This window comes from Streptomyces syringium (genome assembly GCF_017876625.1).
Taxonomy (GTDB): Bacteria; Actinomycetota; Actinomycetes; order Streptomycetales; family Streptomycetaceae; genus Streptomyces; species Streptomyces syringius.
Genome location: NZ_JAGIOH010000001.1, coordinates 7,007,105 through 7,031,856, shown reverse-complemented (window position 1 = coordinate 7,031,856; position 24,752 = coordinate 7,007,105). Strand labels below are relative to the sequence as shown.

Genomic DNA, 24,752 nt, shown 5'->3' with positions numbered 1-24,752 from the left:
CCTACCCGGAGCGGAGCATTCCACCGAGCCGTGTCCGAATTGCCCCCCGCCGGATCCCGGAAAGCCTCTGACATATGCCTACAGCACCACCGTATCGGGTATTGCAAAATCACTGACGGACGCTCGCTCGCTGTGCAACAGTCGTTACCGGCCCTTCCCCAGATCCACCGGATCCCCCGGATCCGTCAGAGTTGGCCGCGCCGCGCATGTATCGGAGTACGTGATGCCGTCCCCCCTCTCCGCGGACCGTTCCGCCGCCGACCGACCGCCCCAGCGCGGAACGGTCGAGGCCCTGATCTCGCAGACGCGGCGGCTGCGCGGCGACATCGACGCCGTGCGCCGCGAGACGGCCGACGAGGAGCGCGCGGGAGACCCGGAGCTGCGCTGGCAGCGGGCCCTGTGCGATCTGGCCGCGCACCATCTGGACGGCCTCGGGGAGCACCTCGACCAGCTCCGCGCGGGACTGCCCGACGAAGCGCACGTCGACGTGCCCGCCGGTGTGCCCGCCCCCGCGCGGCCCGCGGTGCCGGACCCCGGCCCCGGCCGCGCCGGGAGCGCGGAGTGGAATCTCCTCAACGACGAGGTCACCTGGTCCGACGAGCTGTTCGAGCTCTTCGGCCGACGGCCCGAGGACGGGGCGCCGACCCTCGACGAGCTGCCCTCCTGGCTGCTGGAGGAGGACCGGGGACTGCTGTCCGCGATGGTCACCGACTGCCTCGTGGACGGCAAGGCGATCGACGGCGAGTTCCGCGTCGTGCGCGCGGACGGCGCCGTGCGCACCGTGCACATGATGGGTGAGCCGGTGCTCGACGCCGACGGCGCCACGGCCTCCATGTGGGCCGTCCTGCGGGACGTCAGCGAGCTGCGCCGCAGCCAGCGGGAGGTGCACGAGACCCGTGACTCGCTGCGCCGGGAGCGGCACATCGCGCAGGCCGAGCGCCGGCTCGCGGTCGAGCTGCAGGAAGCCGTGCTGCCCCCGTGGCGCGGCTCCCTCCGGCTCCCGCACGACGGGCCCACCCCTCCCGCCGTCGGCCCCGCCGAGGCGCCGGGCGTCCTCGATCTGGCCGCGCACTACCTCCCTTCCGCCAGCAGCGCCCTGATCGGCGGCGACTGGTACGACGCGATGCAGCTTCCGGACGGGCGGACGCTGCTGAGCGTCGGCGGTCTCACCGGACACGGGGTGACCGCCACCTCCGGCATGGCCATGCTGCTCGGCGCGCTGCGCGGCATGGCGGTCGCCGGGACCGAGCCGGGCCCCCTGATGGGCCTGCTCAATCGCCTGCTCGACGCCTCTGCCCAGCCCGCGCTGGGCAGCGCGGTGTGCTGCCGCTACGACCCCCGCGAGCGCACCCTGCTGTGGTCACAGGCCGGCCACCCCGCCCCCCTGCTCTTCCGGGACGGCCGGGGCCGGGCACTGCGGCCCCCGGAGGGCGTGCTGCTCGGAGCGGTCGCCGACGCCGCGTACGCCCAGGCCGAAGAGCACCTGGAGCCGGGTGACGTGCTCGTTCTGCACACCGAGGGGCTGTCGCCCCGCCGCACCACGCCCGCCACCGATCCGGGCACCGAGCGACTGCTGGAGCTGGCACCGCGCTTCGCGATGGCGAGAAGCGCGCAGGACGGTGTGCGAGTGGTGCTGGAGGAGTTCGGCGGCGAGGCGCGCGAGGACGACGCCTGCGTGCTCGTCGCCCGCGTCGGCTGCTGACCACGCCCGACCTGACCACGCCCGACCACATCACCATCACCGCGTCCGGCCACGACTGAGTCCGGCCGCGTCTGATCACGCGGGGGTTGCCGACCCCGGGGCTCAGGCCGTACGGATCGTCACGGGGCTCGTCACAGGGCCTGTCACACGCTCGTGCTCCTGCCTTTGCCCGTGCCCTTCCCCGGGCCCTTCGGCAGGGCCCGCTGGATCTCCTGGCGCAGATCCTCGATCCGGGCGAAGCCCGCGTACTTCCCCGTGAGCCGGTACATCTCGCGCAACCGGTCCCAGGTGCGGTGGGAGGAGGTGTCACCGATCGAGGCCAGGGCCAGCCGGGCGTAGGTGTCGGCCTGCTCGGGATCGTTGCCGAGGAGGCAGGCGGAGGCCATGGAGATGTAGTCGAAGATCTTCGAGCGCAGCGTGTCGTTCCCCCGCAGCGCCAGCGCCTGTTTGGCGTGCCGCTGGGCGATGACCGCGGCCCCCGGTTCATGATCCGCGAGCGTGCGGTAGGCCAGGGCCTGCATCCCGTGGAGTTCCATCTCGTGGAACGACTGCATCCAGCTCGGCGGCGGAACATCGCCCTTGTCCGACGCGAACAGCTCCTCGGCCTGGCCCAGGGTCCGCCGCATGGCCTGGCCACGCCCCATCGACGCCTGCGCCCAGGCCTCGATCGTGTACAGCATGGCCCGGGTGCGCGGCAGGGTCTCGCTGCCGGAGCCGGACTTGGCGAGCTTCATCAGGTCCAGGGCGTCGTCCGGGCGGCCGAGGTGGACCATCTGCCGGGCGGCCCGGGAGAGCGCCTCGCCCGCGCGCGGCCGGTCGCCGCCCTCGCGGGCCGCGTGCGCGGCGATGACGAAGTACTTCTGCGCGGTGGGCTCCAGGCCCACGTCATGGGACATCCACCCCGCCAGCACCGCGAGATTCGCGGCGACGCCCCAGAGCCTGCGCTGGAGGTGTTCGGGGTGGCGGTAGGAGAGCATGCCGCCCACCTCATTGAGCTGGCCGACCACCGCCTTGCGCTGCAACCCGCCGCCGCGGGCCGCGTCCCAGGCGCGGAAGACGTCGACCGAGCGCTCCAGGGCGTCGATCTCGGTGGAGCCCACGGGCGCCGCCTCGTAGCGGTCGAATCCCGCGGCGTCGGTGTACGCGCCGTCCCTGCGCAGCGGGTCGTCGAGCCGGGGGGCGTCGGAGGTGAGGAGGGGGTCGGTGTGCAGCCAGTCGTGCATGGCGCTGCTGAGTGCTGAGCCTGCGGAGAGCGCGGCGCACGCGCCCACCAAGCCGCGTCGGTTGAGCATGAGGTCCATTCCCGTGAATTCGGTGAGGACCGCGGCCGTCCGCTCGGGCGCCCAGGGCAGTCCGTCCACGGACTGCCCCTTGGTCGCGCGCCCGCGCCGGCCGAACCCGAGATCCTCAATGGTCACGACACGACCGAGACGCTCGGTGAACAGGGCGGCCAGCACCTTGGGCACGGGATCCCGGGGGGACTCCCCCATGTCGATCCAGCGCCGGACCCGCGAGGTGTCGGTCGCCAGCTGCGGATGTCCCATGACAGCCGCCTGCCGGTTCACGAGTCTCGCCAGCTCGCCCTTGGTCCATCCGGCGAGGCCGAACAGATCCGCCAGGCGGGTGTTGGGTTCCCTTGTCACGTCAAGCCCCCAGGTTCCTCGGCTGACTTGAAGGTATCGGCCCGTCATGGGCCAAGCGAGTATTCGCCAGGCTTCGCCAGGGTGCGCCAGATGGTGTGCCACCGGCGGCCGGGTGTGATGTAGGAACGCGCAACCCCGGCCCCCGCCGACCGGAGGGCATTCCCCAGGGTGCACCGGACCCCGGGGGCCGGGATGCGCGGCAACTCGTCGGCACACGAAGGGATCTGTTCCGCCCATGTATGCAGCATCGACCTCCGTGTCCGCGCCGCCCCGACCGATCCGACCGCAAGCGAGCGGCGGAGGGCCGTATCTCGACCCCTCCCACGCCGCGGGAGCCGCGTTCGGGGCGGGCCGGGCCCGGCGGGCCCCGGGGATCGGCGCCCAACCGCTCAGCGGAAGAATCGACCTGTCCGGCCCGCAGGGGACGCAGCTGCGCGCGGCCATCACGTCGGTGCACCGCATCTGTCCGGAGTTCAACCCCGTCCAGGTACTGCGTCGCAGCGCACGCTCGGTCCTTCTGGTCGGTACGACCGGACGCTCGACGGCCGTGGCCAAGTGCTTAACTGATCACTCTCCGGCCTGGGCCGAACGATTCCGGCACGAAATAGCCACATATCGCGCCTTCGTGCGCCATCGCCCGCCTGTGCGGGTACCCCGGCTCATCGCAGCCGATCCGGACAACTGCACACTCGTCATCGAGCGGATGCCCGGCCGCCCGGCCGCCGGCCAGCGGCATCCGGTGGACTCCCCGCCCCGCGCCGATGTGCGGGCGGCGCTCGGCGCGATCTGCCGGGTCAACCTCTGGCGGCCACCGGCCGGCATGTTCGACATGCCGCTGGACTACGGCAAGCGCATCGCCCGCTTCCACGAGCTCGGCCTGCTCACCGACCGTGACCTGGGCGATCTCCAGAAGCTGCTGCACGGACTGGCGCACGTCCAGGGGCAGTTCTGCCACGGCGACGCCCTGTTGTCGAACATCCTGCTCTCGCCCGCCGGGCCGGTGCTGGTCGACTGGGACCAGGCCGGCTGGTATCTGCCGGGGTACGACCTGGCCACGCTGTGGACCGTCCTCGGCGATGCCCCGGTGGCGCGGCGTCAGATCAGTCAGCACGCGCAGGCCGCGGGGCCCGCTTCCCGTGACGCCTTTCTGGTGAATCTCATGCTCGTACTGACCCGCGAGATCCGTACGTACGAGACCGCCGTGCAGCGTTCCATGCAGGACCCCACGCCGTCGGGGCCCGGCATGGCCGATGCGGGAGAGGAGCAGCGGCTGCTGCTGCGCCGGCTGCACGACGACTGCGCGCTGGCCCGGCGGGCCGTCCGGGCGGCGGTGGGCACCCGCTGAGCGCGGCGGGCCCGCCGCGCCCGGCGCGCGGCGGGCCGGGATTCTCCCCGCATTCACCGCATTGGAGCAGCACCGCCCCGCAGACCGAACGCCCGTGCCGGGAGAACGCCCCGACACGGGCGTTCGGCACGTCCGACACCGGCTCATCACGGTGATTGACGGATCGTCGGATTGCGGTTACCTCTGGAAAGTCCGGTCCCGCACGCCTGATCGCGCCCCTACCATCCCAGCGCATGGCACGGCCCGTCCCAAGGAGGCTGCATTGCGAGGATCCGCCGCGGAGTCATGGAGCACCCCACCGACCCGCCCCCGTAGACGTCCGCGCGGACGTCCCCTTCGATCCTGCCGTACCCTGCGGGCGGCCGGCGCCGTCGCGTCGGCCGCCCTGCTGTTGCCCGTGCTCGCCGCCGCGCCGACCGCGACGGCCGGACAGCCGGGCTCCGGAGCGTTGCAGCGAGCCTTCGCCGATGCCTCGGCGAAGTACCGCGTCCCGCAGAGCGTGCTGCTGGCCGTCTCCTATCTGGAGTCGCGCTGGGACTCCCACGGCGGCGCCCCGAGCGTCACGGGGGGCTACGGCCCGATGCATCTCACCGACGCGGCCACGGCCCTGGCCGGGGCCCCGCACCACAGCGAGGCCGGGGAGGACGCCCGGGGTGACGCCGCCCGGCCCCGTGCGGCCGCCCGCGCGGCCGAGCGGCCGATCACGGCGGGCCCGCTCCCGGCGCGGCTGCGCACCCTGGAGCGTGCCGCGGCGCTGACGGGCCTGTCCGGCAAGGCGCTGCGGCAGGAGACCTCGGCCAATGTGCTGGGCGGCGCCGCGCTGCTGGCCGCCGCGCAGAAGCGGCTGGGGCTGCCGCCGAGCGGGAGTCCCGCCGACTGGTACGGCGCGGTGGCGAGCTACTCGGGCGCCTCGGACGCGGCGACCGCGGCCACCTTCGCGAACGACGTCATGGACGTCATCCGCACCGGCGAGCGGCGCACCACCGACGCGGGCCAGCACGTCACGCTGGCCGCGACGCCGCGGCTGGCGGCCCGTACGGAGCAGGTGCGGCGGCTGGGCCTGGCCACACCCCCGGCCGCCGGGGTCGAATGCCCGCCCACCGTGGCCTGCGAGTCGATCCCCGCGCCGTACCAGAAGCTCGAGGGCGAGGACTACGGCAACCACGACCGGGCGAACCGGCCGACGTCGCAGAAGCCCGATTTCATCATCGTCCATGACACCGAGGGGTCGTGGGAGACCTCGATCAAGCTGGTGAAGGATCCGACGTACGTCTCCTGGAACTACACCGTGCGCTCCTCGGACGGCCACATCGCGCAGCACGTGCCGACCAAGGACGTCGCCTGGCACGCGGGCAATTGGTATGTGAACGCCAAGTCGGTCGGCATCGAGCACGAGGGCTTCCTCGCCCAGCCCGACGCCTGGTACACGGAGGCGATGTACCGTACGTCCGCCCGGCTGGTGAAGTATCTGGCGCACAAGCTGAAGATCCCGTTGGACCGGCAGCACATCCTGGGCCACGACAATGTCCCCGGCACCACCACCGCGACGATCAGGGGCATGCACACCGACCCCGGCCCGTACTGGGACTGGGCGCACTACTTCGCGCTGATGGGCAGGCCCTTCCAGCCCACGGGCGGCCCGTTCGCCGGCATGGTCACCATCGCGCCGCTCTACCACGACCACCAGATCGACTACACCGGCTGCGTCAAGCCCGGTCAGGCCTGTGTCCGGCACGGTTCGGGAGCGGTCCGGCTGCACACCGGGCCCGGCCCGGACGCCCCGCTGGTGAAGGACATCGGTCTGCGCCCCGACGGCGGCGCCTCGACCACCGACGTCAACGACACGGGTGCCCGTGCCTCCACCGGTCAGCAGTTCGCGGTCGCCGGTCACCGGGGCGACTGGACCGCCATCTGGTACCTGGGCCAGAAGGCGTGGTTCCACAACCCGTGGGACGGTCCGACGGCGATGGACGCCTACGGCAAGGTGGTCACGCCCAAGCGCGGCCGGACGGACATCCCCGTCTACGGGCGCGCGTACCCGGAGAAGGAGGCGTATCCGGCGGGTGTGCCGGTGCAGGCCGTCTCGCCCCTGCCGTACAAGCTGCTCGCCGGTCAGGCCTACGCGCTGGGCCAGCGGTCGCCGAGCGAGTATCTGTGGGCGTCGACCTTCGACGAGAAGGGCCACCGGGTGGTCCGCGGCAAGGACACGTACTACGAGATCCAGTTCGGGCACCGGGTGGCCTTCGTGAAGGCCTCCGATGTGGACGTCCGGCCCTCGAACCGTTAGGGCGCCCTCCGGGAGCGCGAAGGAGCCCGGCACGGTGACCGTGCCGGGCTCCGGGGTTACGGGGCTCAGCCCTGCTGGAACATCTCCGCGGGCAGCGGCTTGAGGAGCTGGTACAGCTCGTCGGTGATGGGGCGGTCCCAGCTCGCGATGGTGACGAGCACGCCGTCGCTGCGGTCGAACTGGGTGCAGGAGATGCGGCCCTCGGAGCACTTCACGCGCCGCACGATGAGGAGGTTGTCCTCGTGCATGACGGGGATGTCCTCGGTGCCCACCACGTGCACGGGCTCGTCGTTGCCCAGCGCCGCGAGGAGCTGCGCGACCTCGAACGGCACCTGGTCCTCGTCCAGCTCGCGCGCCGGGGAGCCCTCCGGCAGATTGCCGATGATCATCGCCGGGCCGCGCCCGCCGAAGAGGTCGTAGCGGAGGAAGACGCCCTGGCAGGTGCCGTCGGGCGCGGGCAGCAGCCCGGCCCCGAGGTCGCCGGGCCAGTCCCCCGGGTCCATGGCGAGGACGTCGAAGTCCGGCCCGGTGGGCGTGGCTGCGCTGCGGCGGCGGAGGAACGACATGCCCACATCGTACGTGCCCGTGGCCGGGCCGCCGCCCCGGGGAACCCGGCGTGGCCCGCTCCCGCTCAGGCGGCCCCGGCGGCGAGGGCCTCGAGCAGCTCCACGGCCTCCGCGGCCCGCTCGTAGGGGACGAAGAGGTGGTCGTGGTGGCAGCCCGCGACGACGTTGCAGCTCAGCCCCGCCTGGGCCAGGGCCTGAGCCACGGCGGCGGTGAGACCGACGGCCTCCAGGGCCGAATGGACCCGCAGGGTGATCCAGCCCGCGACGTACGCGTACGCCAGGCCGGCGGCGTCGGCCTCCTCCTTGCGGAGCACGAGGGTGAGTCCCTCGTCCTCGGCCACGGTCACCACCGGTGTGACGCCGGCCGGCGCCGGGCCGCTCACCACGGTGAAGACATAGCGCCCGGGGTTGAGCCGCGGTCGCATGCCGCCGAGCAGTTTCGTCAGATCGCGTTCTCCCGCCATGCGGTCACCCTACGGGGGTGACGGGTGCCGCGTGCGGCGGCGAGCGCCCTGCGGGCGCGTCCTCAAACGCCGGACAGGCTCATTTGAGTCTGTCCGGCGCTTGAGGACACAGCCGCGCAGCGGGGGTGCGGGCTAGGTGAGGTCGAACTCGCCCTTTCGCGCGCCCACGACGAAGGCACGCCATTCCTCCGGGGTGAACACGAGCGAGGGCCCGGTCGGGTTGCGGCCGTCGCGCATGGCGATGTAGCCCTCGACGAAGGCGATCTGTACGTCGCCCGTCCCTTCGCTGCTCGACTGCCAGGTGGCCTTGCCGAGGTCCAGCTCCGGCTGCGCGCCGCCCGTCAGTCGCCCCGGACGTTGTTCCCTCAGGTGACCCGTCATGCTGTCCGCCACGTCTGCGCTCCTCCCGGTTCGTCGTCGTCCCGGGGCCACAGTAGCGAGCGCGGCGGGTGGCGGACAGGCCGCCGGGAAAGGCCCGTACTCCCGTCAGGTCGTGGGGGGTTCGGCGGCGACCAGCCACATGGAGAAGAACTGCGCGCCCCCGCCGTAGGCGTGGCCGAGCGCCTTGCGGGCGCCCGCCACTTGGTGCTCGCCCGCCCGGCCCCGGACCTGCAGTGCGGCCTCGGCGAAGCGGAGCATGCCGGAGGCGCCGATCGGGTTGGTGGACAGGACGCCGCCGGAGGGGTTGACGGGAAGGTCGCCGTCCAGTGCGGTCACCCCGGCCTCGGTGAGCTTCCAGCCCTCGCCCTCCGCCGCGAAGCCGAGGTTCTCCAGCCACATCGGCTCGTACCAGCTGAACGGTACGTACATCTCGACGGCGTCGATCTCGCGCCGCGGGTCGGTGATCCCGGCCTGGTGGTAGACGTCGGCGGCGCAGTCCTTCCCGGCGCGGGGCGAGACGAAGTCCTTTCCGGCGAAGAGCGTCGGCTCGCTGCGCATGGCGCCGCCGTGCAGCCATGCGGGCGGGTAGGGAGCGCGGGCCGCGCCCGCGCGGTCGGTGAGGACCATGGCGCAGGCCCCGTCGGAGGAGGGGCAGGTCTCGGAGTAGCGGATCGGGTCCCAGAGCATGGGCGAGGTGCGGACCTTCTCCAGGGTGATGTCGTGCTCGTGGAGGTGGGCGTAGGGGTTCTTGAGGGCGTTGCGGCGGTCCTTGTAGGCGACGAGGGAGCCCACGCCGTCGGGCGCGCCGGTGCGGCGCATGTACGCCCGGACATGCGGGGCGAAGAAGCCGCCCGCGCCGGCCAGCAGGGGCTGCTGGAAGGGGACGGGCAGGGACAGGCCCCACATGGCGTTGGACTCGGACTGCTTCTCGAAGGCCAGGGTCAGGACGGTCCGGTGGACGCGTGCGGCGACGAGGTCGGCGGCCACGAGGGCGGTGGAGCCGCCGACGGAGCCCGCGGTGTGCACCCGCAGCAGCGGTTTGCCGACCGCGCCGAGCGCGTCGGCGAGGTAGTGCTCGGGCGTCATGACGCCCTCGAAGAAGTCGGGTGCCTTGCCGATGACGACGGCGTCGATGTCCGACCAGGTCAGGGCCGCGTCGTCGAGGGCGCGGCGGGCGGCCTCGCGGACCAGTCCGGCGATGGAGACGTCGCGGCGGGCGGCGGCGTGCCGGGTCTGCCCGATTCCGACGACGGCCACGGGTTCTCGGGTCACCGCGTCTCTCCTTCCAGGACCGCGACGAGGTTCTGCTGGAGGCACGGGCCGGCGGTGGCGTGGGCGAGGGCGCGGTCGCTCGCGCCGCGGTGGATCCGGGCCGCGGCCTCGCCGAGCCGGATGAGGCCGGTGGCCATGACGGGGTTGGCGGCCAGGGCGCCGCCCGAGGGGTTGACGGTGACGTCGTCGCCCAGCCGCAGCGCCTTGCGCAGCACGACCTCCTGCGAGGTGAAGGGCGCGTGCAGTTCCGCGGTGTCGACGGGGGCGTCGAAGGCTCCGGCGCGGGTCGCGGCGAGGCGGGTGGAGGGCGATTCGGTGAGATCGCGTACGCCGAGGGCGTGGGCCTCGATGCGGTGGTCGATGCCGCGGATCCAGGCGGGCCGGTCGTGGATCCGCCGGGCGGTGTCCCCGGCGGCGAGGACGACAGCGGCGGCGCCGTCGCCGATGGGCGGGCAGTCGCGGGCGCGCAGCGGCGCCACGACGTAGTCGTCGGCCGCCCGGGAGCCGCGGACGGTGCCCTTGGCGTCGGCGGACCGGGCGGCGACGGTCTCCGCGATCCACGCGGCACGCCCGTCATTCCCCCGTGGCTGTCCGGCTCGGGGGCCGGTGCCGCAGTGCCGTTGCGGGACTGCCGCACCTGGTGCGGCCGCCGCGCGGCTTCTCGCGGCGATGCCGGCGAGGGCGCGCTCGTCGGTGTCTCCCGCGTCGATGAGCGCCCGTGCCTGGAGGGCGGCCAGGGCGACGGGGTCGGGCCACAGGGGGGCGAGGTAGTAGGGGTCGAGCTGCCGGGTGAGGACGTCCCGGATGTCACCGGCCGAGGAGGTGCCGAAGGCGTAGACGAGGGCGGTGTCGGCCGCGCCGGTGAGGATCTTGACCCATGCCTCGTAGAGCGCCCAGGCCCCGTCCGTCTCCACATGGGACTCGGCGATGGGCGGCCAGGCCCCGACCCCGTCGAGGGCCATGGTGAAGGAGAAGGCGCGGCCGGCCAGGTAGTCGCTGGACCCGGAGCAGGTGAAGTCGATGTCGCGGGCGGCCAGGCCCGCTTGTCCGAGGGCGTCGTGGAGCACCGGCATGAGCGTCTCGACCTCGGAGAGTCCGTCGGTGCGGTGCCGGTGATCGGTCTGTGCGAAGGCGACGATCGCCACGTCCCTGCGGGCGTGCGTCACAGCAGCTCCTTGTACGTGTCGTAGTCGGCGTCGGGTTCGTCGGCGGGGCGGTAGTGGTCGGGGTAGCGGGCGCCTTCGGTCCATACGGGCTCGACGCGCAGCCCCATGCGCACCCGGTCATAGGGGATGCCCGCGATGCGTCCGTGGAGGGCGAGGTCGGCGCCGTCGAGGGCGATGTGGGCGTAGACGTAGGGGACTTCGATGTCCTGGCCCTTGGCCTTGATGTTGACGACGCAGTAGGTGGTGACGGTGCCGCGCGGGCCGACCTCCACCTCTTCGTCGGTGGCGACGCCGCAGGTGGGGCAGGCGCCGCGGGGCGGGACGTAGACCTTGCGGCAGGCGGGGCAGCGTTCGCCCACGGTCCTGCGGCCGGTGAGGGCGGTGAGGTAGCGGCTCTGGGCGCGGCCGGGCGTGTAGGTGTAGTCGAGGCGGGCGGGGGTGGTGATGGTGGTGACGGGGTCGGCGAACGCGCCCGGTGGGGAGGTGTGCGCGGTGGCGGCCCCGGGCCCGGTGGTCCCGTCGTCGTGCGGTTCGAAGCAGGCGATGTCGGTGATCGCTCCGGTCCGCTCCGGGGCCCAGCGGATCCGGACCCGCATCCCGGTGCGCACGGTGTCCGAGTCCGGGGCGTCGAGGGCGTGCAGCAGGGCGGTGTCGGCGCCGTCGAGACGGACGAGGGCCCAGGCGAAGGGGGTGCGCAGCGGCTGGCCGCGGCGGGGGGCGGGGTTCCAGGCCCAGGTGGTGACGGTGCCGGTGGCGGCGACCTCGACGAGGTCGCGGATCTCCTCGGCGGTGCGTGGGTCGTATTCGACGGGGGGCACGAGCACCTGTCCGTCGGTGGTCCGGACGCCGAGTACGGTCCGCTCGCGCAGCCCGGTGAGGAACGCGCTCTGTACGGGGCCGAGGGAGCGGGTGAAGGGGAATTCCACGACCAGGGGGGCGGTCAGGGGCTCGGGCATGGCGGCTGTTCTCCTTCGGCGGCCGGCGCTCAGGAGCGCCGGTAGACGGCGGGGCGCTTCTCGGCGAAGGCGCGGGCGCCTTCCTTGGCGTCGTCGGTGTCGAAGACCGGCCAGCCGCGCCGGAGTTCGAGGGCGAGGCCGTCCGCCTCGCTCATGTCGGCGGCGTCGTGGACGCAGGCCTTGACGGCTTCGACGGCGAGCGGTCCGTTGGCGTTGATGAGTTCGGCGGTCGCCAGGGCCGCTTCCAGGGCCGTGCCGTCGGGGACGACGCGTCCGATGAGGCCGATGCGTTCGGCTTCCCGGGCGGGGTACGGGCGTCCGGTGAGCAGCATTTCCAGGGCGTGGGTGCGGGGGATCTGGCGGGCGAGGCGGACGGTGGAGCCGCCGATGGGGAACAGGCCGCGGCGCACTTCGAAGAGGCCGAAGACGGCGCTCTCGCCGGCGATGCGGATGTCGGTGCCCTGGAGGATCTCGGTGCCGCCGGCGACGCAGGGGCCCTCGACGGCGGCGATGACCGGTTTGCGGGGCCGGTGGTGCCGGAGCATGGCCTTCCAGTGCAGGTCGGGGTCGGCGTCGAGGCGCTCGCGGTACACATCGCGGCTCTGCCCCCGGCCGGCGAGGGCCTTGAGGTCCATGCCGGCGCAGAAGGCGCCGCCGGCGCCGGTGAGGACGACCGAGCGGATCGCGTCGTCGGCGTCGGCCGCCAGCCAGCCGTCGTACAGGCCGACCAGCATCGGCAGCGAGAGGGCGTTCTTGGCCTCCGGCCGGTTCAGGGTGAGCACGAGGGTCGCGCCGACGCGCTCCGCGGTGAGGTGCGGGGTCCCGCCCATGACAGTTCTCCCGTCTCGAGACGGAGAACAGGTTGCAGGAGGCGGGGGCCGGGTTCAATAGCTTTCTGACTTCCCGTCAGTTTTCTTGGGCGAACTCCCTTCCCCCCTCGGCCCCCGGACGCTCTAATGACCGCCGTGCCCCTGTTCCCCCGGTCGGGCCCCGGTCAGGAGGAGACGTGGACTACAACCTCGCCGATCTCTTCGAGTCGGTCGTCGACACGGTGCCGGAGCGGGAGGCCCTGGTCCATCTCGACCTCCCGGGCGGCGGCGCCGAGCGGCGGCTGACGTACTTGCAGCTGGACACGGCGGCCAACCGGCTGGCCCACCACCTCCAGGACAGCGGGATCGGGCCGGGCGCACATGTGGGGCTCCACCTCTACAACGGCGTCGAGTACCTCCAGACCGTATGGGCCTGCCTGAAGATCCGGGCCGTGCCCGTCAATGTGAACTACCGCTATGTGGACGAGGAGTTGGCGTATCTCTACCGGGACGCCGATCTGGCCGCCCTGGTCTTCGACGCGGAGTTCACCGGCCGGGTCGCGGCCGCCGCGCCCCGGGCGGAGCGGCTGCGGCATCTGGTCCGGGTGGGCACGGCCCCCGAGGGCGCCGCCGAGCCGCACATCGCTCCCGTCGGCTTCGCGGCCGCCGAGGCGGCGGGGGCACCCTGGCGTGACTTCGCACCGCGCTCGGGCGACGACCAGTTCATCATCTACACCGGCGGCACCACGGGACTGCCCAAGGGGGTGATGTGGCGGCAGGAGGACCTGTTCTTCTCGGGCCTCGGCGGCGGCGCGCCGACCGGCGTCCCGGTGAAGCGGCCGCAGGAGGTGGCCGAGCGGGTCGCGGCGGGCGGCGAGGGGCTCGTCTTCTTCCCCACCCCGCCGCTGATGCACGGCACCTCCACGCTCACCTCGTTCATCGCCTTCGACTTCGGGCAGAAGGTCGTCCTCCACCGCAAGTACGCGCCCGAGGAAGTGCTGCGCACCGTCGCGCGCGAGCGGGTGACCAGCCTCTCGCTGGTGGGTGACGCGATGCTGCGGCCGCTGGTGGACGCGCTGTCCGGGCCGCTGCGCGACACCGACTGCTCCTCGCTGCTGACCGTCAGCAGCTCCGGTGCCGTCCTCTCCGACACCGTGCGCGCCCAGTTCGCGGCGCTGCTGCCACGGGTGGCGCTGCTGAACAACTTCGGCTCCTCCGAGTCCGGCTTCAACGGCACCGCCACCGAGGACGCAGGGCCCCGGCGGGGCTTCAGGCTGCGCGTCAACGACCGCACCGCCGTGGTGGATCCCGCGACGCGCGAGCGGGTCGCGGCCGGCGAGGTGGGGCGGATCGCGCAGCGCGGCCATGTGCCGCTGGGCTACTACAACGACCCCGTGAAGACCGCCGAGACGTTCTTCCGGGCGCACGGCGAGCGCTGGGTGCTGCTCGGCGACATGGCGACGGTCGACGAGACGGGCGTGGTCACGGTCCTCGGCCGTGGCTCGCAGTGCATCAACACCGGTGGGGAGAAGGTGTATCCGGAGGAGGTCGAGCAGGCCCTCAAGGCCCATCCGGATGTGTACGACGCGCTGGTCGCGGGCGTGCCCGACCCGAGGTGGGGCCAGCGCGTCGCCGCCGTCGTCCAGCCCCGTACGGGTGCCGCGCCGCTGACGGCCGACGCCGTACGGGCCCACTGCCGGTCCCGGCTCGCGGGCTACAAGATCCCGCGCGTCGTCGTCCTCACCGACCACGTCCGGCGCTCCCCCAGTGGCAAGGCGGACTACCGCTGGGCGCGCGAGGTGGCACAGGCCGCGGCCGACGGGGACGGCGACGACGCGCGGGCCTGACGCGCGCACCCGCCGGTCCTCTTATCCCCCGAACAGCGAGGGCAGCTCGCCGGGCGGTTGTGGCGCGGCCACGTGGTACCGGCCGCAGCTCATCGACCAGTCCAGGTTGCCCCGGATCCACGCGCCCAGGCCCCGGACGTACCGGGCCAACGCCGCGTCCCCTTCCGCGGCCAGCGGCTTGGACAGCCGGTCGAACCGCTTCATCTGTGCCTCGCACATGCCCACCGCCCTGTCCAGCGCCTGCGCCAGGGAGCAGCGGTAGTGACCGGCCAATACGGTGATCAGGTTGATGTGGCCCGGCCAGTACAGTTCGCGTATGCCCGAGAGGATGTCGTGGGTATAGGCGATGGCACGGGCAGCGGCCTGTTCGCACAGGCGCACATCCGGCCTCGCCCACACCGGGCCCGGCAGATAGCAGTCGTCGGCCAGTTCGGTGATGACGAAACACATCCCGCGCATCAGGATGGTGGACTCCCGGAGCCGGAGGTACTGGCCCAGGTCGGGCGCGATGCCCTTGGCCCGGTAGATCGCCTCCGCCGCCACCGCGCCCAGATACCGGTTGAAGCCGTCGGCGAACCGCTCCACCTGCTCGGGGTCGGCCGCCATACGGGCCAGTCTGCCGCGCAGGTCCACCAGTGCTTCCAGGTAGGGCTCGGGCACGGCGGGGTTCTCCCGATGGCTGTGCAGCACCCGCTGTGACCACAGGATGTGCTCGGCCAGTTCCTCGATCCTGCCCTGCGCCGGTGCCCGTTCGGAGAACCGGTCGTCCTGGAGGAACAGCCACACCATCAGCTGCGCGGCCAGCACCGATCCCTCGAGGGCGCCGTGCGGGTAGGTCAGCGCGCCCAGTTCACCGAACCGGGCCTCCCGGGCCATGACTTCCTCGGCGGGCGTGGTGATGTAGCCGAAGCGCCGCATCCAGGTGACGGTCTGCTCGGTCACCTCCTTCTCGTCCGGGTGGCACGCCGGGGCGACGGGGCACCAGAGGCGGGGTGCGCGGAGCCCCGCCGCCGGGTGCGGCGGATCAGTCGGCGGCAGGGTGGACGGGGCAGCGGAGCGCTGTGGTTCCATCGGCGGCCTCCTGGTGTCCCTGGTCTCGGATGCCGCGTGGCTCGACCGTCAGCTTCAAGGGGACGGGTGAGAGCGTCATGCGCAGCAGTGGCGCCGCGTCCGGCGTGCCGGGCACCTTCGCGAGACGGACCCGGGACATGACGACCGCGGCGGCGAGCGTGGCCTCGGTCATGCCGTAGGTGTCGCCGATGCACTTGCGGGTGCCGGAGCCGAACGGGATGAACGCCTCGCGCTGTTCCTGGTGCACCTGGCCGGGCAGCCAGCGGTCGGGGCAGAACCGTTCGGGGTCGGGGAAGACGTCGGCGTCCCGGTGCAGGCAGTAGGGGCTGAACATGACTTCGTCCCCCGGCGACAGAGCGGCGCCGTCGAGGCGGACGGGCCGGGTGACCTTGCGGCTGAGGACCGAGACCGACGGATACAGCCGCAGGGTCTCGGTCAGGGCCCGGCCCAGGCGGGGCAGGCGGGAGACGTCGTCGTGGGCGGGGGCGCGCCCGCCCAGTACGGCATCCGCCTCCCCGTGCAGCTCTTTCTCCACGGTGCCGTCCTGGGACAGGACGCAGAAGAACCAGGCCAGCAGGTCCGCGGTGGCGGGGATGCCACCGATCATGAGGGTGGCGATCTGGTCGCACACCTCGTCGTCGGTGAAGCCCCGTCCCCTCTCGTCCCTGGCGGACATGATCAGGGAGAGGCCGTCGCCCAGGCCGGCTCCGCGGGCCCGGTAGGCGGCGACCATCCGGCCGATCAGGGAACGCGCGGTGACACGGGCCCTGGCGAAGCGGCGGTTGGCCGGCAGGGGGGCCTTGTGCACCAGGCCCACGGGGATGACCATCTGCCACCACATGCCGGGCATCAGAACGGTGTAGGCCTCTTCGATCTCGAGCGTGAGCCGCGCCTGGGCGGGGTCGGAGAACAGGGTGCGGGTCAGGGCCCGGCAGGCCAGCCGGCGCATCTCCCGGCACACGTCCACGATCTGACCGGGCTGCCACGAGGCGACCATGTCCTCGGCGCACTCGACCATGGCGGTGGTGTAGGAGTCGATGCACGGCCGGCGGAACGCCTCGTTCATCAGGGGCCGCTGATAGCGGTGGTCCTCCGCCGAGCAGGTGCCGAGTCCGTCGCCGATCAGGGTGCGGGCCGCGTCGACGAACGGGCCGCCCTTGTCGAACCGGTGCTGCTCGGTGACCAGCACCTGACGCACCGGGCCGGGGCGGGTGACGAGGTGGACGAGCTTGGGACCGAGGCGCAGCCGCACCACGGGGGCGAGAGCGTGCTGTTCCAGCAGGAACGGCATGGGGTCGCGCCACATCGGCAGCGTATGGCCCAGGAGCGGGAGGGCCTGGGTGGCCATGGGCGGGATGACGGTGCGAGCGGGCGCGGACATATGGCCCCTTCTTCCGTTCTTCCGGTTCTTCCGGTCCCCCTCCCGGAGGGAAAGCGCATGCTCCGGGAGGGGGAAAGGCACGACAGGGCCCCTGCGGCCCTCCATGCTGGCGCCGGTCGGTCCGCTCGGTAAGAGCGTGCGAGGGAGCACGTGAGGGGCGCGGGCCGGAGGGGGCGGCACGCCTTCCCGGGGCGGCAGTTGGATGGGCACAGTGGTGCGGTCAGGGGCAGGACACGGCACGAAGGGGCGGCGTGTGAACACGATCCGTGACGTACCCACCGCTCCCGGCGGACTGCCGGGGGTGGGGCATCTTCACCGGCTCGTCCGGCACCGGCTGCGCTTCCTGGAGTCGCTGCGACAGGTCGGGCCCTTGGTGCGCATCCGGCTGGGTACCGCGCCGGTGTACGTGGTGACCGACCCCGCCCTGGTGCATCAGGTGCAGTCGTCCAAGGGGCGCAGCTTCGGGCGGGGCAAGCAGTTCCAGCGGATGGTGCCCCTGCTGGGCCACGGTGTGATCACCTCGGACGGGGAGCTGTACCACCGGCAACGGCGCACCATCCAGAAGGCGTTCACCCCGGCGCATATCGAACGGCACCTGGTCGCGATCCACCGGCAGGCGGAAAAGCTCTGCGCGACCTGGGAGGACGGAAGGCCGGTGGACGTGCTGCACGCCCTGAAGGGCCTTGCGGTGGCGGTGACGGCCGAGACGCTGTTCTCCGGACGCATGACCGACCAAGTCCTCGCCCAGCTGAACCGGGTGCTGCCGGTGGTCGAGAAGGCCGCAGTGGAACGTCCGATGATGCCGAAGGTGGTGGACCGGCTGCCCCTGCCCTTCGTGCGGCGCGGCGACGAGGCGATGGCCGGGATGCGTGCCGTGGTGGCGGAGGCGGTGGCCGCCTGCCGGGGGCAGAGCTCGCGGAGCGAGGGCGACATGGTGGCGTGCCTGCTGGCGGCGCGCGATCCCGACACCGGCCGGCCGCTGAGCGACGACCTGGTGTGCGACGAGGTCATCGCCATGCTCATCGGCGGGGCGGCCAATGTGCCGGCCACGCTGGCGTGGGCGTGGTTCCACCTGGCGCTGCGCCCCGGGGCCGAGGAGCGGATGCTCACCGAGATCGGCGTGCCGGCCGACGGCCCTCCGACGATGGCGGAGCTGAACCGGATGCCCTACACCCGGGCGGTGATGTACGAGGCGATGCGGCTGCACTCGGTGCAATTGGTGACGCAGCGCACCACCGCCGCCGTGGAGCTGGGCGGGGTGATGCTGCCGTGCGGCACCGACACCGCCTACAGCCAGCACTCGCTGCACACCGATCCCCGTTTCTGTCCGCGGCCCGCGGCGTTCTCGCCGGAGCGGTGGCTGCCGGGGAGCGGGTGGGAACCGGCGCGGCACGCGTTCGTTCCGTTCGGCGGGGGCAGGTTCAAGTGCGTCGGGGACAACTTCGCCTGCGCGGTGATGATGGCGACACTGGTGGCGGTGGGCGGGCGGTGGCGGCTTCACCGGCCGCCCGGTCTGCGGGTGGGAGTGTCGGTGAGGGAGCCCGTCCCCAGCCCCACGGGACTGAGCCTCGTGCCGCGTCACCGGTCCTAGGGCCGCGTCATGGGTACTCCCGGCGTCGCACTCCTTGACTACCGCCCGGGCTGCTGGTTACTTGATCACACAGGTGACTACCGAATGATCGGTCGGCTCGGTGGGGCGGTGGAGCGCATGACGGATTCCCGGGGACTTCCCGACGCGGCGGAGCGGCTCTCGCACGAGGAGCTGGCGGCGCTGCAACTGAACAGGCTGCGCTCCACGCTGCGGCACGCCTACGACCACGTCGGCTTCTACCGGCGCTCGTTCGACGCGGCCGGGGTGCACCCCGAGGACTGCCGCAGCCTCGCCGATCTGGCGCTGTTCCCCTTCACCACCAAGGCCGATCTGCGCGCCAACTACCCCTTCGGCATGTTCGCCGTGCCCCAGGCGGAGGTGCGGCGCGTCCACGCGTCCAGCGGCACCACCGGCGAGCCGACCGTCGTCGGCTACACCGAGCGGGACCTCGACACCTGGGCCGATGTCGTCGCCCGCTCCATCCGCGCCGCCGGCGGGCGGCCGGGCGACAAGGTCCACGTGGCCTACGGCTACGGTCTGTTCACCGGTGGCCTGGGCGCGCACTACGGTGCCGAGCGGCTCGGCTGTACGGTGATTCCCGCCTCCGGCGGCATGACCGCGCGCCAGGTGCGGATCATCTCGGACTTCCGGCCCGAGGTCATCATGGTCACGCCGTCCTACATGCTCACGCTGCTCGACGAGTTCGAACGCCAGGGCGTGGATCCCCGGTCCACATCGCTGCGGGTCGGCATCTTCGGCGCCGAACCGTGGGGCGAGGGGATGCGCCGGGAGATCGAGGACCGCTTCGCCATCGACGCCGTCGACATATACGGGCTCTCGGAGGTCATCGGCCCCGGCGTCGCCCAGGAGTGCGTGGAGACCAAGGACGGCCCGCACATCTGGGAGGACCACTTCTACCCGGAGATCGTCGATCCCCTCACCGGCGAGCCCGTGCCCGAGGGCGGCCACGGCGAGCTGGTCTTCACCTCGCTCACCAAGGAGGCCATGCCCGTCGTCCGCTACCGCACCCGCGATCTCACCCGGTTGCTGCCCGGCACCGCCCGCCCCGCCTTCCGCCGGATGGAGAAGATCACCGGCCGCAGCGACGACATGGTCATCCTGCGTGGGGTCAATCTCTTCCCCGCGCAGATCGAGGAGATCGTCCTCGGCACCCCCGGCATCGCCCCGCACTTCCAGCTGCGGCTGACCCGCGAGGGACGGCTGGACCACCTCACCGTGCGGGCCGAGGCGCGTCAGGGGGCGACGCCCGAGCAGCGGGCGGCGGCGGTCTCCGGCATCGTCCGGCGGGTGAAGGACGGGATCGGGGTCTCGGTGGCGGTCGAGATCGTGGACCCCGGGGCCCTGGAGCGGTCGGTGGGCAAGCTCAAGCGGATCGTGGACCTGCGCCCGAAGAGCCCGTCGTGATCCACGCCGTGCGCCGGTGGCGGGCCCTCACGAGCCGAAGCGGTCGCGCAGCTCCCGTTTGAGGATCTTCCCACTGGCGTTGCGCGGCAGCCGGTCCACGAACAGCACCCGCTTGGGCGCCTTGAACGCGGCGAGCCGCTCGCGCGCGTAGGCGATCAGCTCCGCTTCGCCGACCTTGTCGCGTACGACGACCACGGCCGTGACCGCCTCGATCCACCGCTCGTCCGGCAGCCCGATCACCGCCGCCTCGGCGACGGCCGGGTGTCCGTAGAGGACGTCCTCGACCTGGCGGGAGGCGACGAGCACACCGCCGGAGTTGATGACGTCCTTGACCCGGTCGACGACGGTGAAGTAGCCCTCGCCGTCGCGGACCGCGAGGTCGCCGGAGCGGAACCAGCCGTCGCGGAAGGCCTCTGCCGTCTCCTCCGGTTTCTCCCAGTAGCCCTCGCACAACTGCGGCGATCGGTAGACGACTTCGCCCGTGGTGCCGTCGGGCACCTCGCGGCCCCGCTCGTCCACGACCCGGGCCTCCACGAACAGCACCGGCCGCCCGCACGACGCCGGCCGCCCCTCGTGCTCGTCCGGGCCGAGGACCGTGGCCAGCGGGCCGATCTCTCCCCCGGACTCCGTCCGGGAGGTGCCCCCAGCCCGAAGCAGTTGTAGAAGGCGAGGCCGGGGAGACGGGCGCGCAGCCGTTCCAGGACGGGGGCGGGCATGACGGAGGCCCCGTAGTACGCCTTGCGCAGGGCGCTCAGGTCGCGGGTGGCGAAACCCGGGTGGCCGGCCAGTGCGATCCATACGGTCGGCGGGGCGAAGAAGCTGTCGGCGTGCCCGGCGGAGACGAGTTCGAGGATCCGGTACGGATCGGGGGCGTCGATGACGGTGTTCTCCGCGCCCACCGCCAGGTACGGCATCAGGAAGACATGCAGCTGCGCCGAGTGGTAGAGCGGCAGCGCGTGGAGAGGCCGGTCCGTCTCCTTCAGGTCGAGGGCCAGGACGGCACTGGTGTAGGCGTGCAGCAGCGCGCCGTGCGTCATCATCGCGCCCTTGGGCAGCGCGGTGGTGCCGGAGGTGTAGAGCAGCTGCGCGAGATCGCCCTCGTCCGGGCCGCCGGCCAGGACCGTGAACGTCCCCGGCGGGGCCTCGATCCGCTCCAGCAGGGAGCCGGTGGCGTCGCGCAGCGGCAGTGCCCGCACGCCGCCCGGCAGCCGGTGTTCGAGCAGCGGGTCGGCGAGCACCAGTGCGGCGCCGGACTGTTCGAGGAGGTAGCGCAGGTCCTCGCCGGTGAGGTGGTGGTGGACGGGCACGTGCACCAGCCCGGCGCGGGCACAGCCCAGGAAGCCGATCAGATAGGCGTCGGAGTTGTGCCCGTAGGCGGCGACGCGGTCACCGGACCGCAGGCCGTGCTCCAGCAGCACCCGGGCCGCGCCGGTCACCGCCTCGTCGAGCTCGCGGTACGTCCAGACGCGCTCCCCGTACCGCAGGGCGGTCCGCCCCGGTACCCGCCGGGCGCTGCGTCGCAGGACGCCGTCCACCGTGTTCTCGCGAGCTGAAGGCCGTGTAGGCATGGCCGGATCCTGCGGGCGCGCCGGGGCCCGCGTCAAGGGCACCGGAGAACACGCACGAGACGGTCAACTGACGGCGCGGCGGCTGCGTCTGACCCCTCGCAGACAACCGTTTCTCCGTTCTTCATAGGGGAGTTCATGGTGCACTTCCGTCACCGCTTACGCGCGCTGACCGTAGGGGGGCTGGCGCTGCTGACCGCGGCCACGGCGCTGCCCGCCTCGGCAGCCGCCCCGGACCGCACGGACAGACCGTCGGACGGCGGGCTGTCCGCCGTCATCCGCTACACCGAGTACGGAATCCCGCACATCACCGGCAAGGACTACGCGCAGCTGGGGTTCGGCCAGGGCTGGGCGCAGGCCACCGACCAGGTGTGCACCCTCGCCGACGGGTTCGTCACCCTGCGCGGCGACCGCTCGCGTCACTTCGGCGGTGACGCCGCGCCCGACCGTTCGCTGTCCGCGGCCGCCACCAACCTCTCCAGCGATCTGCACTTCCGGGGGCTGCGGGACGCGAGGACCGTGGAGAAGCTCCTCGACCGGCCCGCGCCCCTCGGTCCGACCCGGCAGGCCAAGGAGCTGATGCGCGGCTGGGCCGCCGGGTACAACGCCTGGCTGCGGCAGAACAAGATCACCGACCCGGCCTGCCGCACGGCGGACTGGGTCCGCCCGGTGACCACCCCGGACGTGGCGCGACGCCTCCACGCGATCACGCAGCTGGCCGGCCACGGCGCGGTCGTGGACGGCACCACGGCCCCCCGCCCGCAGGACAAGAAGCCCGCCCGTACCGCCGGGGCTCTCGACCCGGCCAAGGCGTCCCGCGAGCTCCTCGTCCGCCGCGGCAACACCATGGGGTCCAACGCGGTCGCCTTCTCCGGCTCCACCACCGCCGACGGACGCGGCCTGCTGCACGGCAATCTGCACTACCCGTGGCAGGGCGGCGCCCGGTTCTGGCAGACGCAGCTGACGATCCCCGGCGAGCTGAACGTCGCGGGCGGCTCGCTGCTCGGCGTGCCGATCGTCACCGTCGGCCACAACGCGGACATGGCCTGGAACTATACGGTCGCCACCGGCATGGCCATGAGTGTGTACGAGCTCAAGACCGTGCCCGGCGACCCGTATTCCTACCTCGTCGACGGCAAGCGCGAGCGCATGACCAAGCGCGCGGTCACCGTGCCGGTGCGGGGCAAGGACGGCCGCACCACCGAGGTCACCCGCACCCAGTGGTGGACCCGCTTCGGTCCGGTCACGACCAGCATGGAGGACATTCCCCTGCCGTGGACGGCCGGCTCCGTCCACACGCTCGTCGACCCCAGCACGGACAATCTGCGGGTGACCGACGCCTTCCTGGCGCTGAGCAAGGCCGATGGGGTGCGCGGTGTCCAGGACGCGCTGCGCCGCACGCAGGGGCTGCCGTGGGTCAACACCATCGCCGCCGACTCCCGGGGCCACAGCCTCTACACCCAGTCGCAGGTGCTGCCGCGGGTCACCGACGAGCTGGCGAAGCGGTGTTCCACGCCGCTCGGCCGGCAGGTCTTCCCGGCCTCGGGCCTCGCGGTGCTGGACGGCTCGCGCCGGGACTGTGCGCTCGGCAACGACCCCGACGCACTGCAGCCCGGGACGTTCGGCCCGGCCGCGATGCCGACGCTGGTCGACGCCCCGTACGCCGAGAACGCCAACGACAGCGCCTGGCTCGCCAACGCGGACCGGCCGCTCACCGGCTACCCCAGGATCTTCGGCGACATCGGCACCACGCGTTCGGTGCGCACCCGCGGTGTCATCGAGGACGTCGCGGCCATGGCCAAGCGCGGCAACCTGAAGGTGGCCGACCTTCAGCGGCAGGAGTTCGCCAACCGGGCGCCCGCGGGTGATCTGGCGGCCAAGGACGCGGCGAAGGCGTGCGCGGCGCTGCCGGGCGGCAAGGCCACCGGCAGTAACGGCAAGGCCGTCGACGTCTCGGCGGCGTGCGACGTGCTGGCCGGCTGGGACCGGACCGTGCGGGCCGGCAGCAGGGGCGCGCTGCTCTTCGACCGCTTCTGGCGCGCTCTGGTCAGCTCCGTTCCGGAGCAGCGGCTGTGGCGGGTGCCGTTCTCGGCGGCCGCCCCCGTCACCACCCCGAACACCCTCAACACCGCGGACCCGGGCTTCGCCAGGGCGCTGGCCGACGCGGTCGGCGAGCTGCGCGCGGCAGGCATCGCGCTGGACGCCCCGTGGGGCGAGCACCAGTTCGTCGTGCGGAACGGCAAGCGCATCCCGCTCTCCGGCGGCGCCCACGAGCTGGGCATCTGGAACGTGATCACCGCCCGCTGGGACGCACAGCGCGGCGGTTACCACGACGTGGTGCACGGCTCCAGCTACATCCAAGCCGTCGGCTTCGACGGCAGTGGCTGCCCCGTGGCCCGTACGCTGCTGACCTACGGGCAGTCCTCCAACCCGCTCTCGCCGCACTACAGCGACCAGACCGAGCTGTACTCGGCGGGGCGCATGGTCACGAGCCGGTTCTGTGAGAAGGACATCCTCGCGTCGCCGAAGCTCAAGGTGGTGCGGGTGAGCGAGCGCTGATCCGCTCCGAACGCGAGGGGGGCGCACCGCGCGGCATCGCGCGGTGCGCCCTTCGCCATGGTCCCGGCGCGGGTCAGACCCAGAGCTGGACCGCTTCCAGCCGCAGCGAGCGGCCGGTGGTGCCGACGGTGACGGGGTTGCCGCGCACGGACCCGAGCCAGCCGTAGTTCTGCACGTGCGCCCGGGCCGCCACGGATCCGGAGTTGACGCTGACGGAGAGCGCTTCCATCCGGCGGGACTGGCCCGTGGTGCCCACCACGACGTTGGTGTAATCCGCGCCGCAGCGGGTGCCCTGCCAGCCGATGCCTTGCAGATGGGCGTTGAGGCACAGGCCGCCGACGTTGCCGGTGGCCGCCTCCAGGGCCTCGATGGCTCTGCTCTGGCCCGTGGTGCCCGCGATGCTGCCGTCACAGACGGCCGACTGCCAGCCGATGCCCGCGACATGGGCGCGGTAGCACACGATGCGGGCGTCCGGTCCGGCCGTCGCGCGCTTGCCCAGTTCGGCCCGCACCGCTTCGGCGGCCGTGCGCGGCGCACCGGCCGGGGACTGGCCGCGCCCGGTGTCCGTGGCGGCCGGGCCCGCGTGGGCGGTGCTCATGCCCGTGACGCCGAGCACGGCGGTGACGGACAGGGCGAGCAGGGCTTTTCCGCTCTTGGTGACGAAGCCGTTCACAGTGTTTTCCTCCTGTTGATGGCTGACAGCGGACATGTCTAGCGAGCCG

The 24,752-nt window shown here is 72.6% G+C and carries 18 protein-coding genes and 1 pseudogene; 7 read left to right on the top strand and 12 right to left on the bottom strand.

What is annotated here, in order from left to right:
* Positions 1–223: 223 nt before the first annotated feature.
* On the top strand, positions 224–1,702 hold the full coding sequence (locus tag JO379_RS30535; RefSeq protein WP_209517982.1) for a PP2C family protein-serine/threonine phosphatase: 1,479 nt from the start codon (positions 224–226) through the stop codon (positions 1,700–1,702).
* Positions 1,703–1,845: 143 nt separating this feature from the next.
* Here JO379_RS30535 and JO379_RS30530 read toward each other — a convergent pair whose 3' ends face one another.
* Positions 1,846–3,345, bottom strand: a complete 1,500-nt coding sequence (locus JO379_RS30530) for a DNA-binding protein NsdB (RefSeq protein WP_130880958.1) — start codon at positions 3,343–3,345, stop codon at positions 1,846–1,848.
* A gap of 235 nt (positions 3,346–3,580) precedes the next feature.
* Between JO379_RS30530 and JO379_RS30525 the strand changes: the two genes are divergently transcribed.
* Together JO379_RS30525 and JO379_RS30520 are read left to right on the top strand one after the other, a co-directional pair.
* Positions 3,581–4,690 (top strand): aminoglycoside phosphotransferase family protein, encoded by a 1,110-nt coding sequence (locus JO379_RS30525; RefSeq protein ID WP_130880959.1) that lies wholly within the window; start codon positions 3,581–3,583, stop codon positions 4,688–4,690.
* Positions 4,691–4,952: 262 nt separating this feature from the next.
* Complete coding sequence (locus JO379_RS30520) at positions 4,953–6,977, top strand: N-acetylmuramoyl-L-alanine amidase (RefSeq protein ID WP_372449120.1); 2,025 nt, start codon at positions 4,953–4,955, stop codon at positions 6,975–6,977.
* Positions 6,978–7,042: 65 nt separating this feature from the next.
* Here JO379_RS30520 and JO379_RS30515 read toward each other — a convergent pair whose 3' ends face one another.
* The 7 genes from JO379_RS30515 to JO379_RS30485 form a co-directional block, all read right to left on the bottom strand.
* Positions 7,043–7,543, bottom strand: coding sequence for a hypothetical protein (locus JO379_RS30515; protein ID WP_130880961.1), 501 nt, complete (start codon positions 7,541–7,543; stop codon positions 7,043–7,045).
* Between the two features lie 65 nt (positions 7,544–7,608).
* Positions 7,609–8,007 (bottom strand): ACT domain-containing protein, encoded by a 399-nt coding sequence (locus JO379_RS30510; protein WP_209517979.1) that lies wholly within the window; start codon positions 8,005–8,007, stop codon positions 7,609–7,611.
* 132 nt (positions 8,008–8,139) lie between these two features.
* Positions 8,140–8,388 carry a DUF397 domain-containing protein gene (locus tag JO379_RS30505; RefSeq protein ID WP_130881878.1) on the bottom strand — a complete coding sequence of 83 codons (249 nt, stop codon included), beginning with the start codon at positions 8,386–8,388 and terminating at the stop codon, positions 8,140–8,142.
* Positions 8,389–8,493: 105 nt separating this feature from the next.
* On the bottom strand, positions 8,494–9,660 hold the full coding sequence (locus JO379_RS30500; RefSeq protein WP_130880962.1) for a thiolase family protein: 1,167 nt from the start codon (positions 9,658–9,660) through the stop codon (positions 8,494–8,496).
* Positions 9,657–10,826 (bottom strand): thiolase family protein, encoded by a 1,170-nt coding sequence (locus JO379_RS30495; RefSeq protein WP_209517976.1) that lies wholly within the window; start codon positions 10,824–10,826, stop codon positions 9,657–9,659. The genes JO379_RS30500 and JO379_RS30495 overlap by 4 nt, the downstream gene beginning before the upstream one ends.
* Positions 10,823–11,782 (bottom strand): Zn-ribbon domain-containing OB-fold protein, encoded by a 960-nt coding sequence (locus JO379_RS30490; RefSeq protein ID WP_209517974.1) that lies wholly within the window; start codon positions 11,780–11,782, stop codon positions 10,823–10,825. Before JO379_RS30490 ends, JO379_RS30495 begins: the two co-directional genes overlap by 4 nt.
* Positions 11,783–11,811: 29 nt before the next feature.
* Positions 11,812–12,612 carry a crotonase/enoyl-CoA hydratase family protein gene (locus tag JO379_RS30485; RefSeq protein ID WP_209517973.1) on the bottom strand — a complete coding sequence of 267 codons (801 nt, stop codon included), beginning with the start codon at positions 12,610–12,612 and terminating at the stop codon, positions 11,812–11,814.
* Between the two features lie 176 nt (positions 12,613–12,788).
* Here JO379_RS30485 and JO379_RS30480 point away from each other — a divergent pair, with 176 nt between their 5' ends.
* On the top strand, positions 12,789–14,438 hold the full coding sequence (locus tag JO379_RS30480) for an acyl-CoA synthetase (RefSeq protein WP_209517971.1): 1,650 nt from the start codon (positions 12,789–12,791) through the stop codon (positions 14,436–14,438).
* Between the two features lie 21 nt (positions 14,439–14,459).
* Here the strand turns inward: JO379_RS30480 and JO379_RS30475 are convergent, their stop codons facing one another.
* The gene (locus tag JO379_RS30475; protein WP_209517969.1) at positions 14,460–15,380 is read right to left on the bottom strand and encodes a terpene synthase family protein; all 921 of its coding nucleotides are present in this window, start codon (positions 15,378–15,380) and stop codon (positions 14,460–14,462) included.
* A gap of 82 nt (positions 15,381–15,462) precedes the next feature.
* Positions 15,463–16,890, bottom strand: coding sequence for a cytochrome P450 (locus JO379_RS30470; RefSeq protein WP_165451658.1), 1,428 nt, complete (start codon positions 16,888–16,890; stop codon positions 15,463–15,465).
* A gap of 253 nt (positions 16,891–17,143) precedes the next feature.
* On the opposite strand from JO379_RS30470, the gene JO379_RS30465 reads away from it, so the two are divergent.
* Both JO379_RS30465 and paaK read left to right on the top strand, forming a co-directional pair.
* The gene (locus tag JO379_RS30465; RefSeq protein WP_165451659.1) at positions 17,144–18,481 is read left to right on the top strand and encodes a cytochrome P450; all 1,338 of its coding nucleotides are present in this window, start codon (positions 17,144–17,146) and stop codon (positions 18,479–18,481) included.
* Between the two features lie 117 nt (positions 18,482–18,598).
* Positions 18,599–19,906, top strand: a complete 1,308-nt coding sequence (gene paaK, locus JO379_RS30460) for a phenylacetate--CoA ligase PaaK (RefSeq protein WP_209517967.1) — start codon at positions 18,599–18,601, stop codon at positions 19,904–19,906.
* 27 nt (positions 19,907–19,933) lie between these two features.
* On the opposite strand, the pseudogene JO379_RS30455 reads toward paaK, so the two are convergent.
* A pseudogene (locus JO379_RS30455) lies at positions 19,934–21,474 on the bottom strand (fatty acyl-CoA synthetase).
* A gap of 135 nt (positions 21,475–21,609) precedes the next feature.
* Here JO379_RS30455 and JO379_RS30450 point away from each other — a divergent pair.
* A complete protein-coding gene (locus JO379_RS30450; protein WP_209517965.1) occupies positions 21,610–24,030 on the top strand; it encodes a penicillin acylase family protein in 2,421 nt (806 codons plus the stop codon).
* Positions 24,031–24,103: 73 nt separating this feature from the next.
* Here the strand turns inward: JO379_RS30450 and JO379_RS30445 are convergent, their stop codons facing one another.
* Positions 24,104–24,703, bottom strand: coding sequence for a hypothetical protein (locus JO379_RS30445; protein WP_307842188.1), 600 nt, complete (start codon positions 24,701–24,703; stop codon positions 24,104–24,106).
* Between the last annotated feature and the right edge of the window lie 49 nt (positions 24,704–24,752).

Coding starts and splice junctions, on each gene's coding strand:
- JO379_RS30470 (WP_165451658.1), bottom strand. CDS start 16,890: ATGTCCGCGCCCGCTCGCACCGTCATCCCGCCCATGGCCACCCAGGCC.
- JO379_RS30490 (WP_209517974.1), bottom strand. CDS start 11,782: ATGCCCGAGCCCCTGACCGCCCCCCTGGTCGTGGAATTCCCCTTCACC.
- JO379_RS30450 (WP_209517965.1), top strand. CDS start 21,610: ATGGTGCACTTCCGTCACCGCTTACGCGCGCTGACCGTAGGGGGGCTG.
- JO379_RS30485 (WP_209517973.1), bottom strand. CDS start 12,612: ATGGGCGGGACCCCGCACCTCACCGCGGAGCGCGTCGGCGCGACCCTC.
- JO379_RS30525 (WP_130880959.1), top strand. CDS start 3,581: ATGTATGCAGCATCGACCTCCGTGTCCGCGCCGCCCCGACCGATCCGA.
- paaK (WP_209517967.1), top strand. CDS start 18,599: ATGACGGATTCCCGGGGACTTCCCGACGCGGCGGAGCGGCTCTCGCAC.
- JO379_RS30515 (WP_130880961.1), bottom strand. CDS start 7,543: ATGTCGTTCCTCCGCCGCCGCAGCGCAGCCACGCCCACCGGGCCGGAC.
- JO379_RS30535 (WP_209517982.1), top strand. CDS start 224: ATGCCGTCCCCCCTCTCCGCGGACCGTTCCGCCGCCGACCGACCGCCC.
- JO379_RS30505 (WP_130881878.1), bottom strand. CDS start 8,388: ATGACGGGTCACCTGAGGGAACAACGTCCGGGGCGACTGACGGGCGGC.
- JO379_RS30510 (WP_209517979.1), bottom strand. CDS start 8,007: ATGGCGGGAGAACGCGATCTGACGAAACTGCTCGGCGGCATGCGACCG.